Origin of the sequence: Streptomyces sp. R41 (genome assembly GCF_041053055.1) — a bacterium.
GTDB lineage: Bacteria > Actinomycetota > Actinomycetes > Streptomycetales > Streptomycetaceae > Streptomyces.
This window is the reverse complement of record NZ_CP163443.1, coordinates 9760254-9774176: the sequence shown is the minus strand read 5'-3', so window position 1 is coordinate 9774176 and position 13923 is coordinate 9760254. Positions and strand designations below refer to the sequence as shown.

Genomic DNA, 13923 nt, shown 5'->3' with positions numbered 1-13923 from the left:
GGCATGCGTAAAGGATCGCTATGCGGGCTTTTCAACTAGTCGGATGGCAGCAACCGCCCGAGCTGCGCGAGGTGCCGGTGCCCGAGCCCGGGCCGGGGCAAGTCCTGGTGAAGGTCGGGGGTGCCGGTGCGTGCCACTCAGATCTGCACATCATGGAGGCACCCGGACCACCACCTGGGCTCGCCACGGAACTGCCCTTCACGCTCGGCCATGAGAATGCGGGATGGGTGGAGAGGCTGGGACCGGGCGTCACCGGGTTCGCGCCCGGAGACCCTGTGATGGTCTATGGTCCCTGGGGCTGTGGGGTGTGCGCCAACTGCCGGGAGGGCCGGGAGAACTACTGCCAGAAGGTCAGTGGTCAGGGCGGGGGCCTGGGAGGCGGTCACGACGGCGGAATGGCTGAGTACCTGCTGGTCCCGGCGGCGCGATTCCTGATTCCGCTGGGCATCCTCGACCCCCGCCAGGCCGCCCCGCTCAGCGACGCGGGGCTGACCAGCTATCACGCCGTCAAGCGATCGGTGCACCTGCTGGGGCCGGGCTCGACCGCGGTGGTGATCGGGGTGGGCGGTCTGGGCCAGATGGCCATCCAGATGGTGCGAGCGCTCAGCGCGGCGACCACCGTCGTCGCCGTGGACACCGATGCCGGCAAGCTGGAAACCGCCAAGCGCATGGGCGCGGACGAGGTGCTGCTCTCGGGCGAGGAGGCGGTCACGCGCATCAATGACATGACCAGGCAGCAGGGCGCTCAGCTCGTGCTGGACATGGTCGGCATAGACCCGACTCTGCGGATGGCTGCTCAGGTGGCCAGGGTGCTTGGCCAGCTGACCATCGTCGGTCTCGGCGGCGGAGCCCTGCCCGTCAACTTCTCGAGCCCGCCGCACGAGTGCTCGGTGGCCTCGCCCTACTGGGGCTCCCTTCCCGAACTGATGGAAGTGATCACCCTCGCCCAACAGCAAAAGATCAAGATGCTGGTCGAGCACTTCCCCTTGGAACGCGCCAACGAGGCATACCAGCTCCTGCACGGCGGCAAGATCCAAGGACGCGCCGTCATCACCCCCCACCCGTGAGTACTGTCATCAGCGCGACCGGGCTGGTGCCGTAGGCCGTAACTGAACTGTCGGAGGACACGTCGCGACTCCTCCCCCGGATAAATCCGGGGGCTTCTCCCGTTGTGGCTAGGCACAATGCTGGTGACTTAGACCGGGCTAAACCCCAAGGCCGTGAAGTTACGGTGTTGTGCCTGATCGCAAGGTCGGCTGTGGATCTCGCGGGTGGGCGGACGCAGGAAGCGGAGCTCCGGTAGAACGGCTTGTCCTCCAAGACGAGTCGTTCACCACGGGAGCTCCGCAAGGCACAGCAGCGCATGCTGCTCTCACTACGGCAAGGGCGGCGTCATGACGGCTCACCACACATCCGGTCCCGCCGACTGGATCTACCGGCTCGCTCCCGGCCGTGGGGACGCGCCGCGAACTCCCGTTAGTTCGGCGCAGAGCATCACCGAGGCGACCGACCGCCTCGGCCCCCAGCCCGTGGCCTGGGCCATCGCTGTCGGTGACGAGCTGGCCCGTGTCATCATCCACGAGGTTCCCGAACTGGGAGGCGGACCGGCGCCCTACGAAACGCTCCGGATGGGGACCGAAGCCGCGACGCTTTACGCGCTGCTCCTGCTGGCCGACCCTGCGGCCGACCTGGTTGTCCCGGAGGAATCCCTGCTGGGGGACCGCGAGTTCGCTCGCAGGCGCCTCGGCCTGGACAAGGTGCTGCGCGGCATCCGCGTCTCCCACGCTGCGCTGACGAACGCCCTGATGGCCGCGTGCCAGGAAATCGTTCCGCTGCCCGAACGCGCGGAGCAGTTCCGCCGCGTCTCCGAGCTGCTCTTCGGCTTTGTCGACGAGTTCTCCTCGCGGATGACCGCCGAGTACCTGGCCGAGCACGACCGCTGGCTCACCAGCGGCGCCGCAGCCCGCGAGGAGACCGTCCGCTTGATTCTCGGCGGTCAACCGGTACGGCAGGAAGCCGCGAGTGAGCTCCTCGCCTACCGGCTGGAGGGCCGCCATCTCGCCGTCATCGCCTGGTGTGACAGCCCGACCGCGGACGCCGCCGGCGATCTGCAGCGGGCGGCGGCCGAACTGTTGCACCGGCGCGGCTGCACGTCGACCCTGGTCATCCCCACCGGCCGGACCACTGTGTGGGCGTGGGGAGAACCGCACGCCGCGCCCCCGACCGGCACGCCGGGCGAATTGCCGTACCAGGAAGGCATCCGCTTCGCCTGCGGCTCGGTACGGCACGGGCTGCCGGGGTTCCGCCAGTCGCATGAGGACGCCCAGCACACGGTCCGGGTCATGCAGCTCAATCCCGGCAGCACGGGCTCGGTCGTCGACTACCCGGATGTCGAGCTGGCGGCCCTGGTCTCGGCCGACCTGCCCGCCCTGCGCCGCTTCGTGAGTGACGAGCTGGGGGCGCTGGCGGCGGACAGCCGGCACGCGGGCCAATTGCGCCGGACGCTGCGCCTGTACCTGCGCAACGAGCGGAGCCTGACGGTCGCCGCGGCGCAGCTGCACGTGGCGCGCAACACCGTCACCTACCGGGTCAAGCGTGCTCAGGAACTGCTCGGGCACGACCTGACGGACCGACTGCCCGAGCTGATGACCGCCCTGGAGGCCGCGCAGACGCTGGGCCCCGCCGTGCTCCGACCGGAGGAAGATGACTCGCATGACGGTGCTTCCCGACGCTCCTGACGATTACGGCTGATCCGCTCAGATCAGGGGAGTGACCTGCTCCTCGATGCCCAGCAGCGCCCGCCCGTACACCTCACCGGCGATGGCCGGGTTGATCACCGCATGCCGGCTGCCCGTCTCCTGGTCCCGCCAGATTCGCTGCAGCGGATTGGCCTCGGCGAAGCTGCCGGCGCCCTGGATACTCAGCAGCAGATCGAGGGCCTCACGGGAGCGGCGGGCCACGTAGCCGGTGTCCATCCGCACCCGGGCCCGCGTCTTGAACGGCATGTACTCGCCGTGGGCAGCCCAGCTGTCGATGTCGTCCGCGGCCCGCATCAGGTGCAGGCGGGCGGTGTCGATCAGCTGGGCCGCCTCGGCCAGCTGGATCTGCGTGGACGGGGCGTCACTGGCGCGCTCGTAGAAGGTGTAGGAGATGCCCCTGCCCTTGGCGAGGGAGGCGGTGACCACGTCCATGCCGGCCTGCGCCAGGCCCACCTGCGGTCCCGCCAGCACCAGCGCGAGCACCGGAACCAGCGCCGAGCGATACAGCGCCTCGTCCTTGCGTTCGGTCGGATAGGTGCCCTGCACGCCCTGGGTCACCGACATGATGCGGTGCGCGGGTACGAAGACCTCGTCGGCGACGAGGGTGTTGCTGCCCGTGCCCCGCATGCCGGCCACATACCAGGTGTCCTCGATCGTCAGATCCTCCATCGGGATGAGAGCGGAGCCCTGGTCGACCTGCTGTCCGGAGGCGTCCACCACGGGGACGCCGAGGCACGCCCACTGAGAGTGCAGGCTGCCCGAGGCAAAGCCCCAGCGTCCGGTGACGACCAGTCCGCCCTCGACGGCCCGGCTGGTGGCACTGGGGGCGAGCACTCCGCACACCCGCGCGTCGGGGTTCTCGCCCCACACCTCCTGCTGGGCCCGCTCGGGGTAGAGGCCGACCATCCAGTTGCAGACGTTGATCAGCGTTGTCACCCAGGCCGTGGAACCACATCCGCGCGCGAGCTCGGAGGTGATCTCCAGGAAGGTCCCGATGCCGGCCTCGTGGCCGCCAAGGCGCCGCGGCACGGTCAACCGGAACAGCCCCGCCTCAGACAGGGCCGCGATGTTCTCCTCGGCCACCTTGCGGTCCGCTTCGGTGCGGGCGGCGTTCTCGCGCAGCAAGGGCACCAGTGCCGCAGCACTCTCCTTCAGCGCCGCGGCGGACGCGGCGGTCGCCTGCGGGGCGGATGTGGTCGTGGTCATGGGGTCCTCCGGAGTTTCGCGGCTCATGTGGCGCACCTCACGTGGCGAGGTGCCGCCACCGGCATTCCACGCCCGGTCCGCATCGCTGTCGTGTGTCCGGGACCGCAGAGTTCGTCTCGTCGGTTGGGCCACCGGACCAGTTCGGCGACAACTTGACTCCGTGGCCCTAAATCGTGCGCCCAACTTGGCCGCCCAGCCCAATGCCATGCGGAGGCAACCGTGGATTCACTGGAGTGAAACCCACGCCGCCGACGCCGCGAGCGACGGCAGGCGGCGCATGGTCCGGCTCCCGCTCCCCTGGAGATTGCTGTGTCCGCAACCGCCCTTGCCGCAACAGACCCGACCGCCGCCACGGCCGAGCCCGCGGTGTTCCGCCGCGTACTCGGCCATGTGCCGACCTCGGTGTGCGTGGTGACCGCCACGACGCCGCAGGGCCCGGTGGGCGTCACGGTAGGCAGCTTCACCTCCGTCTCCCTCGACCCGCCTCTCGTGGTCTTCTACTGCGGCCGGCAGTCAGCCAGCGCACAGGCGATCATCCGCTCAGGGCACTTCCGCGTGAACGTGCTGGCCGAAGACCAGCAGCAGGTGTGCGCGGCCTTCGCAGGCCGCTCGGCCAACCGGTTCGCCACCGGCGACTGGGAACTGACGGACCAGGCGGCTCCGCGCCTCGGCGGGGCGGCGGCCTGGATCGAGTGCGACGTGGAGGACAGTTTCCCCGCAGGCGACCACGTAGCGGTGGTGGGCCGAGTACAGCGTCTGGCCGCGGCCGGCGGCCCCCGCAAACCCTTGATCTTCCACCGCGGCCAACTGGTCCGCCTCGATCGTGCCTGCGGCATGCATGTGCCCACCCATTCCTTCGACTGGTGGGACATCTGACCTCAGGCCCGCACGCCCCGCCGGTGAACCGGCACGACGGCGACCGACACGGCGACGCCGGTGGCAAGAGGTGTCACATACCCTGCTGCAGCGACCGCCCGGTGCCTTCACCGACGTGCATCCGCACCTCTGGAGGGCATGGCCCGACCGCCATCCTCAGCAAGCCGACGGGAGAGGTCCTGGACGGCCGACGGCGCGAAGGCGAGCAGCACCAGGCCCACGCCGGTGGCGGTAAGAGGAAGGCGGCCTCCCACCCGGGTATCGCACGGGGTTCGCGTCGCGCGCCGAAAGCCCACGGCCGCGAAGTTATGGGCTGATCGGCTCTGTCAACAGGATGTCGATGCTGATGGTGGCGTTGTAAGTGCGCCGGTCGACCCAGGCTCTTGTACGCGTAGCGGGACAGTGGGCGCTTGACAGCACGTGGGCTGACGCGGAGGCGGCGGTCGGGCATCGGCTTGTCGAGGACGGCTCGGCCGATCGCGCCGACGAGGTCGATGGCAGTGTCGGCGATCGCGCCCGCAGCCTGGACGACCTGATCGCGGGCGGTCTGAAGGGCGACACTGAAGCTGGCCCGGTCCGGGTCGGCCCCGGGGACGGTCGTGGTTGCGTCGGCGATGGCGGTGCGGATCAGTTGGTAGGTGGCCAGCAGAGCGTAGACCTCCTGGGCTATGCCGGGCATGGTCCGGGCGCGCAAGACGCGTCGCCCGAGCATGGATTTCTTGATCGCGAAGAAGGCCGATTCCACTTCCCATCTCTCGTGATAAAGCTTGACCAGCTCGAATGCCGGGTGGCTGCGGTGGTCGAGCAGGGTGGTGGCCAGCCGGTAGACCCCGGTGGTGCGCCCAGCGGTGGTGGCGATGGTGATCTCGCATTCGATGATGCGGACCTCCAGCGTGCCGATCCGGGACAGGAACGAACCGTCGCCGAAGCGTCGCAGGACCGGTGGGCTTGCGGGTGGCCGACAAGCGGACTAGAAATGCCGCCCCGGTCCCGGAGACCGTGGCCAGGAAGGCGTTGGAGGAGAAGCCCCGGTCCAGTAGCACGATCATCCCGGTGTGCAGGGAGCGGGACAGGCGCTTGCCGTGGGTGGTTTCGCCGCCGCTGCGGGGGGCCGGGAGCTTGCGCAGCCGCCGCTGGACCGCACCGCACTCGACGAGCGCGGCGTCGACCATCTCGAAGGGTACGAGCTGGGTCAACTCGCCCAGGTGGCCCGGCGCGAAGAGACCTTCGGCTACCGCGATCTCGCGGGTGATGACACGCTGACCGGACAGCGAAGCTCCCGTGGTGAACGACTCGTCTTGGAGGACAAGCCGTTCTACCGGAGCTCCGCTTCCTGCGTCCGCCCAACCGCGAGATACACAGCCGACCTTGCGATCAGGCACAACGCCGTAACTTCACGGCCTTGGGCTAAACTCCCTGAAGGCGAGCCTCAAGCTCACACCGCAGAGGTGAGTTCGGACCGCGCCACGACCCGTCGTCGCGGAAGGGGATCGCGAGCGCCGAAGTCCACTCCCCACATAGGCCGTTGGGATTTACGGATCGCTCCCTTGCAGGGCACGCGCGATCAGGACGCGCGCGAGGATCTCCGTCGCCTTCGGGTCGGGCCCGACGAGGTAGGCGTGCGCGCGGTGCGCCCAGATGTCCCACCCCGGCCCCGAGCTGCCCGGCTCGTGCCCGAGATGGACCGCGTCGTCCGGGTCGGTGATCTCCTCGTCGCAGTGACGACAGACGTGCGGGGCCTCGGTCACGACCCACCGCCCCGGCGGTGACAGGCGCAGCCGCAGCGGGCCACAAGGAGAATGCCGTTGGAGTGCGGCAGAGGCACGTCCTTGGTCTGGCGGCACTCGCGGTGCACGTCCTTGTAGCCCGGCCGCCGGGCGAGCGTGCACTCGGCCGACAGCGTCACCTCATCGGTCGCGGCGCTCACAGCCGCTCACCCCGGCTCGTCGCATTCGCCAGCGCGACGTCACAGGACAGCCGCTCCGCCTGCGTGGCGGGGCGCAGTGGGCCGTGCGCGTCCCACTCGCGACCGCCACCCGACGGCCTGAGCTGCCAGTAGCCGCCGATGCGGTCGACGACCCGGCCGACCTGGTTCGTCGCCTCGTCGTACGCCAGATCGCCGATCGCCGGCGTATATCCGCTCATGCGCACCCCCGCCTGATGAGGTCGGCGAGCCTCAGCGCGACGTCGGCGCGCACCCGGCCCAGAGTGATCAGGTTCAGTGACGGCGACGCCTGGTCCGCCGCCAGCGACGGCAGCACGACGCCCGCCGCCGTGCGCCCCCGCAACACCTCGACTTCCTCCACGGCGTCGGTGGTGCCGGGCTCCTGTGCAATGGTCATGAACTCAGCGTTGGGGAGCACCAGTTGAGGCAGCTAGCGCATATTCTCAACTATTCTTTGTTCGGGCCGAGTTATTCATGGACATTCTCATCTGGCAGCCAGAAGGCCGTAGCCGCGCAGCGAGACCGGACGCGAAGCTGATCCAAAACCCTGCGAGGGAGGCAGATCATGAGGCGACTGCGTTTCAACGGGACGGGGTCCGGCGAGGGCGGCTGCCCGTCCGTCCATGAGGATCTCGACAGCCGCGAGATCATCGTTCACGGGCCGCCGCTCACCGATCCGGAGGACATCGCCCAGCTTCAGCACCTGGGCGAGGGTGAGGTGCCCATCGTCGTCCCGCGCAAACTGATCACTGACTGGGGACCGAAGGACTTGACGCGCGAAGCCAAGATCATCGACTTGGATGCCTTCAACGGGCTGTTCGAGACCTTCAAGCACACTGCCTGGCGGCTGGAGACTCGGCGCCGGTACGCGAGTGACGAGGCCACCGACGCCTACGCCCAGTTCGAGCGGGGCGAACGCCCCACCTGGGACATGGACACACCGTACTGCCGCACGATCCGGCAGCAGACCGGCCAGGGCGCGCGGGTCGAGCGGGTGCGCCTCGTCGACAGCCCCGCGACCCCGGGGCAGCGCTACCTCCTCACGCACGCCGAGAAGAACGCCGCGCTGGGCGAGGACATCCGCAACCTGTCCCGCGACGAGGCGAAGGGCCTCCGGCTCCCTGACGAGGACTTCTGGATCTTCGACTCGCGGCTGGTCGCCCTGCTCAACTTCGACGACGCCGACAACCTGGTCAACGTCGAATTGATCACCCAGCCGGACGAGGTGATCCGGTACTCGATGGTGCGCGATGCCGCCTGGCATCATGCCGTCCCCTACGAGCAGTTCGCGGCAGACCTGGCCGCGAAGGAATGAGCGAGACTCGGTGAGCACCGACTTCCAGACGGCACGCGCAGCCCTCGGTGAACGCCTGCGGGAGCTGCGCGAGTCGACGCCGGGAGGTCGGCTCACCGGCACCGCCCTGGCCGAGCGCCTGGGCTGGACGCAGTCGAAGGTCTCGAAGCTGGAGACCGGCCGCCAGACCGCGTCGGCGGAAGACCTCAAGGCGTGGGCCGAGGCGACCGACCAGCCGGACTCGGCCGAGGAACTGCTGGCCCGTCTGAGGGGGCTTGAGTCTCACGTCCGTAGCTGGCGGCGGCAGCTCGCCTCCGGCCACAAGGCCGTGCAGGAAGCCCACAACGCCGCGCAGGCGGCCTCCACGGTGCTGCGCGCCTGGGAGTCGAGCTGGATCGTCGGCGTGCTCCAGACACCGGAATATGCGCGCGCGATTCTCAGCCGCTTCGCCGAACTGCACCAGTCGCCGCGCGACATCGAAGAGGGCGTGCGCTCCCGCATGCGGCGCCAAGAGGGACTCTACGACTCCGGCAGGCGCTATCACATCCTGCTCTGGGAGCCGGTCCTCCGGTCGCTGATCTGCCCGCCGTCGGTCCTCGCCGGGCAGCTCGACCGGCTCGCCGGAGTCGTCGGCCTGGACACGGTCGAGCTCGGGATCGTCCCGCTCTCCGCGTCTCTCAAGCTCCCGCCCGGCGGAGGCTTCTGGATCTACGACGACGCCCAGGTCATCGTGGAGAACTGGCACGCGGAGCTGTGGCTCGACGACATGGGGAGCGTCTCAACCCACTTGAAGGTCTGGAAGACGCTGCGGGAGTCCGCCGTCTTCGGTCCCGACGCCCATCGGATCATCAGCGCCGCACGCCGGTCCCTCAACGTCGACTAGCTCCGCCGACCGGCAGGTCTAGCCCTGAGCCAGCGAGCACAGCAGCCTCGCGAACATCACATTCACGGACGGGCCACGCAGCTCACCTGATTACCGCCAGAATCTCGCGCATGGTTGCTTCTTGTACTGACCCGTCATGGTGGGCCGACTGGCCCAAGCTGACGGGATGGGCTGCGTTCGCGTTCACCCTCCTGACCGGCAGCTGGAGGTGGTGGGTACGTAGCCGCTTCAAGCTCGCTCTCGGCCCCGAGGCGTGTACCTGGAGTCCGCCGAGGACGTGGACAACTACACAGAAATCTTTGACCAGTTGAGGGCCGGCGCCATCAGCCCGTCGGAGACACGCACTCAGATCGCACGCATCAGCAAGGAGCTCGATCAGTGAACACGTCCCGTACGACCGTTCCACGCAACGCTCCTCACGACGTCGACCTCGCGATAGCGGGGTGGCGGAAGCGCTCGTGCAGTGGCGGAGCGAACGACTGCGTGGAGATTTCGGAACTGGGAGGTCACGTCGCAATGCGCGACTCCAAGGACGTTGAACTTCGGCTACTCATGTTCTCGCGGGCAGCGGCGGCCGCGTTGATCAACTGGGTGGCGTGCGGGGTTCTGTGAGGACGAGGAGCCCCGATGGCACGAACTCTCAGACCGCGTTCGCCAGCGTTGCGATGCGCTGCCGCTCGAGCAGGGATAGGCACCGTCCCAAGCGGGAGGACTAGGCAAGTCTGTCCGGTGGCAGGGCGCCGTTCTCCGCCGGCCAGCGGTAGCCGGTCTTGCGGCCGATGCCTACGGCCTGCACGCCTCGACCGTTCCCACCCCGGACTGCAGCAAGCGCCAATACTCGGCCGAGAGTTCGAGTCCGCCCTTGCGACCACGCCTCGCCATCAACACGCCCATCGTGATCAAGAGGTGGTGCGACAAGCGCTGGAACCGAGCCGTAGAAGTGGGTGGCAGCTCAAGCGTCGCCGACGCACATCCGCCTCCTGGCCAGCGGTGGCGGTGCCGACTCCGCCGACGGCGTGGGCTTGGGTCTGCGGTGGCGTGGTAGCGCCGGCCGGCGCGGAGGCCCCGCCGACGCGCAACCACTTAACAGCCGCCCCGATCCCCCGAAGCAGCGCACTCTACCCCCACCCCTTCCCTCCTTTCTTCCGTGTGCTGGGTGGGTGCAGGGGGCTGCTGAGGGGATGTCAGGCCCCCGACCACAGAAATATCGTGTGGTGACCAGCGATGATGCTGGGGCCCAATTCTGGTGAGAGCAACCGAAGTTGAAAGAGCTGCGGCAAGAGATGGCGCAACTCTTGCCGCAGGAGATGTGCTGCGCAGCGACTCGCTGGCGCGCCGCCGTCGGCTTGCCGGGCGCCCTGCACGCAAGAACGTCGACCGGGCACGGAGACGGCCGCGACGCATCTGCTCGAGGAGGAGGCCGGCGACCATCGCCCGCCGCATCAGTGGCATGGCCGCGGCAAGTCCGCATGGCCGCGAGACATTTCCACCGTGGTCGCAAGGCTCTCTGCGGTCCCTCGCAGGGGTGGGAATCATCATGTGGGCTGGTTCTGGACGGCTTGCTCGGGTGACATCAAGCGTTGGCGTGACGGCCGCACAGTCACCGGTCAGTGAGACGGCGTCCCGATTATGGCGCCGGTTCTCATTCGGGCCGGTGTCCTCACCCTTGTGCTTGTCCACGGCGCTCTCGAGCTCTACCACCTGGTCGACAACGCTGCGTACGAGAGCTGCATAGAAGGGAGTTGAGCACCGCGAAAGGTGGGGATGCCGCCTCTACTTGAGATTCTCATGCGCGCCGGGTGAGCCGGGTCAGTAGGCCGTCGCCAGGCCAGCTGTGCGGCCGCGGCGCTGGGACTGGCCTCCGGAGTGCCGTGGTCGGGTCTGTGGTCGGCCCCAACCACGCACCTCTGGTCCCACTCCGCAGCTACGCGCAGCCCTGCGCAACCGACCTCCGGGTTGCATGCGAGGACTGTGACTCGTGCGAGCCGAAGGGGCGACACGTGCGCACCAGGTGTGGATGACTGATGCCCAACCAGTTCCGCGCGAGCGACGTCCCGCAGGTACGCCCCCAGAGCGGCGGCGCAGTCCGCCTCCGCCACGAAGCGCCGACCGGCTGCGCAACCCATAGCGCTCCTCCTTCCCCTCAGTGCCGCCGCCGAGTGCTCCTTCGCACCCGACCGCACCGCGGTGCTGCCAGCCAGAGGGACGGTAGGCCGGACCCGCGGCTGTCCCACCGATTCAGCCGCAACACAACGACCGAGCCGCGGGAGTCCCCGTCCAATCATTACTTACGTTTGATTGATTACTTCAGGTTGATAAACCTAGTGTTAATACCTGTGAAGGCAGTCATAGAGACAGGCACCGATCACACTCGCGTCCCGAGCGGCACCGCCCAGCTCGCGTCCGACCTTCGCCTCGCCGTGGGCCGCATGACCCGGCGACTACGCCAGGCTCACGCCGTGGGGGACGTGTCACTCTCCGGGGTTTCGGTGCTCGCACGACTCGCTGCCGACGGCCCCAACTCCCCCGGCTCCCTCGCCGAACTGGAGCGCGTACGGCCACAGGCGATGGCCAGCACGCTCGCCGTACTCGAACAACGCGGCCTCGTCGGCCGTACCCCCGACACGGCGGACGGGCGGCGGATCATCGTGGCGATCACCCAGGAGGGACAGGCCATGCTGGCGGAGCGACGCTCCGAGTCCGTCCACCGTCTCTCGGTCGTCCTGGACGAGTTCACCGAGGAGGAGCGCGAGACACTCGCCTCCGCCCTGCCCCTCCTCGACCGACTGGCGGAGCGGCTGTGACCGCGCGTGCTGTGCGCTCGGCGCGCCGGAAGGACGCTCCCGCGGGCCCCGGCTACAAATGGGTCGCCCTGTCCAACACCACGCTCGGCGTGCTGATCGCCACGATGGACGCCTCCATCGTGATCATCTCGCTGCCCGCGATCTTCCGCGGGATCGGCCTCGACCCGCTCGCGCCCGGCAACATCGGCTATCTGCTCTGGATGATCCTGGGCTATCTGCTCGTGTCGGCCGTGCTCGTCGTCGTCCTCGGCCGGCTCGGCGACATGTACGGCCGGGTCAGGATCTACAACCTCGGCTTCCTCATCTTCGCCTGTGCCTCCGTCGCCCTGTCCCTCGACCCGTTCCGGGCCGGCGCCGGCGCCCTGTGGCTCATTCTCTGGCGCATCGTGCAAGCCTTCGGCGGCTCCATGCTCACCGCCAACTCGGCCGCGATCCTCACCGACGCCTTCCCCGCCCGCCAGCGCGGAATGGCCCTCGGCGTCAACCAGATCACCGCGCTCGCCGGCCAATTCCTCGGCCTCCTCGCCGGCGGTCTGCTCGCCGCCGTCGACTGGCGCGCGGTGTTCTGGGTGAGCGTGCCGATCAGCATCACCGGCACGATCTGGTCGTACCTGAGCCTGCGCGAGACCTCGGCGGGGCACCCCGGCCGCATCGACTGGCTGGGCAACATCACCTTCGCAGCGGGCGCCGGAATCCTGCTCGCCGCCATCACCTACGGCATCCAGCCCTACGGCTCCCACGCCACCGGCTGGCAAAATCCATGGGTGCTCGGCGGCCTGATCGGCGGCGCCGTCCTGCTGCTGCTCTTCTGCTACGTCGAGTCGCGCGTCGCCGACCCCATGTTCGCCCTGGCCCTGTTCAAGGTGCGGGCGTTCGCCGCGGGCAACCTGGCCGCGTTGCTGACCGCGATCGCGCGCGGCGGGCTGCAGTTCATGCTCATCATCTGGTTGCAGGGCATCTGGCTGCCCCTGCACGGCTACGCCTTCGAGGACACCCCGTTGTGGGCCGGCATCTTCATGCTGCCGCTGACGCTGGGCTTCCTGATAGCGGGTCCCCTGTCCGGTTATCTGTCGGACCGGTTCGGCGCCCGTATGTTCTCCACGACCGGTCTGCTCGTCGTCGCGGTTTCCTTCCTCGGGCTGCTCACACTGCCGGTCAACTTCGACTACGGGCTGTTCGCGGCACTGCTGCTGCTCAACGGGCTGGGCCAGGGCATGTTCTCCGCTCCGAACACGTCCTCGATCATGGGCAGCGTGCCGCCGGAGTACCGGGGCGTCGCCTCGGGCATGCGCTCCACGTTCCAGAACTCGGGCACCGCCCTGTCGATCGGCGTGTTCTTCTCCCTGATGGTCTCCGGGCTGGCTTCATCGCTACCCAAGGCGCTCAGCAGCGGACTCCAGACCCACGGCGTGCCGGCCGGCGCGGCCGAGCACGCGGCATCGCTGCCTCCGGTGAGCACGTTGTTCGCCACATTCCTCGGCAACAACCCCATCGAGCACCTGCTCGCGTCCGACGGAGTCCTCACCCACCTCTCCGCGGCCCAACGTGCCACCCTGACCGGTCACACGTTCTTCCCGCACCTGGTCTCCGGCCCGTTCCACCACGGGCTGGCCGTCGTCTTCAGCGTCGCCGCGGGCATGGCGCTGGTCTCCGCGGTCGCCTCGGCCCTCCGCGGCGGGCATCGCCCCACGCACGACAGCCCTTCGCAGGACCGGCCTCCCGCCGGGGCCGACCCCAGCGAGACAACACGGCGTCGACACAACGCGCCCTCGCAGTAGCCGTCATCGACAGGGGCATGCGCATTTTCCCCCGCACAAGACATCGAGGCCGGCCGTGGAGCGTGGGGGTTCAACCGCCAGGTCGGGCGTTGCGGCGCGGCCCTGCTGACGGACCCCGGGCGTGAGCTAGATGAATGAGTCCGATGTTGCTGCTGGTCGCAACCATGGCGAAGGACGTCCGTTGGCTCGTGTGTGAAGACCAGTACATCCTCAATCCGCGCGGCAGCTGGCGCGACGGCGAGGTGGCAGATCACCGCGACCTGCTGCCGGCGCTCGCCCACGCCGTGGAGCGAGCTGCTGGACCTCGCCAGAGATGGACGGCTCGACCTTGTCGATCTCGACGGCCCACTACGAGGGTTCTACGAGCACACGCCGCAG

General features: G+C 68.7%; 14 protein-coding genes and 2 pseudogenes. 10 read left to right on the top strand and 6 right to left on the bottom strand.

Features of this window, described 5'->3' with window-relative positions:
* Positions 1-20 precede the first annotated feature (20 nt).
* Together AB5J53_RS44370 and AB5J53_RS44365 are read left to right on the top strand one after the other, a co-directional pair.
* A complete protein-coding gene (locus AB5J53_RS44370; RefSeq protein ID WP_369251243.1) occupies positions 21-1067 on the top strand; it encodes an NAD(P)-dependent alcohol dehydrogenase in 1047 nt (348 codons plus the stop codon).
* A gap of 327 nt (positions 1068-1394) precedes the next feature.
* On the top strand, positions 1395-2738 hold the full coding sequence (locus AB5J53_RS44365) for a PucR family transcriptional regulator (RefSeq protein WP_369251242.1): 1344 nt from the start codon (positions 1395-1397) through the stop codon (positions 2736-2738).
* Between the two features lie 18 nt (positions 2739-2756).
* Here the strand turns inward: AB5J53_RS44365 and AB5J53_RS44360 are convergent, their stop codons facing one another.
* Complete coding sequence (locus AB5J53_RS44360) at positions 2757-3965, bottom strand: acyl-CoA dehydrogenase family protein (RefSeq protein ID WP_369251241.1); 1209 nt, start codon at positions 3963-3965, stop codon at positions 2757-2759.
* A 309-nt stretch (positions 3966-4274) separates the two neighbouring features.
* Here AB5J53_RS44360 and AB5J53_RS44355 point away from each other — a divergent pair, with 309 nt between their 5' ends.
* Positions 4275-4841 carry a flavin reductase family protein gene (locus AB5J53_RS44355; protein WP_369251240.1) on the top strand — a complete coding sequence of 189 codons (567 nt, stop codon included), beginning with the start codon at positions 4275-4277 and terminating at the stop codon, positions 4839-4841.
* A 73-nt stretch (positions 4842-4914) separates the two neighbouring features.
* On the opposite strand, the gene AB5J53_RS44350 is transcribed toward AB5J53_RS44355, so the two are convergent.
* The 5 genes from AB5J53_RS44350 to AB5J53_RS44330 all read right to left on the bottom strand — a co-directional run bounded on the left by AB5J53_RS44350 (position 4915) and on the right by AB5J53_RS44330 (position 7183).
* Positions 4915-5616 carry a hypothetical protein gene (locus AB5J53_RS44350; protein WP_369252855.1) on the bottom strand — a complete coding sequence of 234 codons (702 nt, stop codon included), beginning with the start codon at positions 5614-5616 and terminating at the stop codon, positions 4915-4917.
* 757 nt (positions 5617-6373) lie between these two features.
* Positions 6374-6589 carry a hypothetical protein gene (locus AB5J53_RS44345; RefSeq protein ID WP_369251239.1) on the bottom strand — a complete coding sequence of 72 codons (216 nt, stop codon included), beginning with the start codon at positions 6587-6589 and terminating at the stop codon, positions 6374-6376.
* Positions 6586-6768: a hypothetical protein gene (locus AB5J53_RS44340; protein ID WP_369251238.1), complete on the bottom strand. Its 183-nt coding sequence runs from the start codon at positions 6766-6768 to the stop codon at positions 6586-6588. Before AB5J53_RS44340 ends, AB5J53_RS44345 begins: the two co-directional genes overlap by 4 nt.
* Positions 6765-6986 carry a hypothetical protein gene (locus AB5J53_RS44335; protein WP_369251237.1) on the bottom strand — a complete coding sequence of 74 codons (222 nt, stop codon included), beginning with the start codon at positions 6984-6986 and terminating at the stop codon, positions 6765-6767. The genes AB5J53_RS44340 and AB5J53_RS44335 overlap by 4 nt, the downstream gene beginning before the upstream one ends.
* Complete coding sequence (locus tag AB5J53_RS44330; protein WP_369251236.1) at positions 6983-7183, bottom strand: hypothetical protein; 201 nt, start codon at positions 7181-7183, stop codon at positions 6983-6985. Before AB5J53_RS44330 ends, AB5J53_RS44335 begins: the two co-directional genes overlap by 4 nt.
* Before the next feature lie 165 nt (positions 7184-7348).
* Between AB5J53_RS44330 and AB5J53_RS44325 the strand changes: the two genes are divergently transcribed.
* The 7 genes and pseudogenes from AB5J53_RS44325 to AB5J53_RS44295 all read left to right on the top strand — a co-directional run bounded on the left by AB5J53_RS44325 (position 7349) and on the right by AB5J53_RS44295 (position 13545).
* The gene (locus tag AB5J53_RS44325) at positions 7349-8101 is read left to right on the top strand and encodes a DUF6879 family protein (protein ID WP_369252853.1); all 753 of its coding nucleotides are present in this window, start codon (positions 7349-7351) and stop codon (positions 8099-8101) included.
* 10 nt (positions 8102-8111) lie between these two features.
* Positions 8112-8963, top strand: a complete 852-nt coding sequence (locus tag AB5J53_RS44320; RefSeq protein WP_369251235.1) for a helix-turn-helix domain-containing protein — start codon at positions 8112-8114, stop codon at positions 8961-8963.
* 250 nt (positions 8964-9213) lie between these two features.
* Positions 9214-9345, top strand: a pseudogene (locus tag AB5J53_RS44315) (Scr1 family TA system antitoxin-like transcriptional regulator); the annotation flags it as partial.
* Entirely contained in the window at positions 9342-9575 is a 234-nt protein-coding gene (locus AB5J53_RS44310) for a DUF397 domain-containing protein (protein WP_369251234.1), read from the top strand. The pseudogene AB5J53_RS44315 and the gene AB5J53_RS44310, both read left to right, overlap by 4 nt.
* An 879-nt stretch (positions 9576-10454) precedes the next feature.
* Positions 10455-10709 (top strand): annotated as a pseudogene (locus tag AB5J53_RS44305) (DUF6336 family protein).
* Between the two features lie 713 nt (positions 10710-11422).
* Positions 11423-11767, top strand: coding sequence for a MarR family winged helix-turn-helix transcriptional regulator (locus AB5J53_RS44300; RefSeq protein ID WP_369251233.1), 345 nt, complete (start codon positions 11423-11425; stop codon positions 11765-11767).
* On the top strand, positions 11764-13545 hold the full coding sequence (locus AB5J53_RS44295) for an MFS transporter (RefSeq protein ID WP_369251232.1): 1782 nt from the start codon (positions 11764-11766) through the stop codon (positions 13543-13545). The genes AB5J53_RS44300 and AB5J53_RS44295 overlap by 4 nt, the downstream gene beginning before the upstream one ends.
* Positions 13546-13923: the final 378 nt, after the last annotated feature.

What these genes read in the sequence shown, in the direction of transcription:
- AB5J53_RS44335 (WP_369251237.1), bottom strand. Translation starts at nt 6,986, where the DNA reads ATGAGCGGATATACGCCGGCGATCGGCGATCTGGCGTACGACGAGGCG.
- AB5J53_RS44365 (WP_369251242.1), top strand. Translation starts at nt 1,395, where the DNA reads ATGACGGCTCACCACACATCCGGTCCCGCCGACTGGATCTACCGGCTC.
- AB5J53_RS44360 (WP_369251241.1), bottom strand. Translation starts at nt 3,965, where the DNA reads ATGACCACGACCACATCCGCCCCGCAGGCGACCGCCGCGTCCGCCGCG.
- AB5J53_RS44330 (WP_369251236.1), bottom strand. Translation starts at nt 7,183, where the DNA reads ATGACCATTGCACAGGAGCCCGGCACCACCGACGCCGTGGAGGAAGTC.
- AB5J53_RS44370 (WP_369251243.1), top strand. Translation starts at nt 21, where the DNA reads ATGCGGGCTTTTCAACTAGTCGGATGGCAGCAACCGCCCGAGCTGCGC.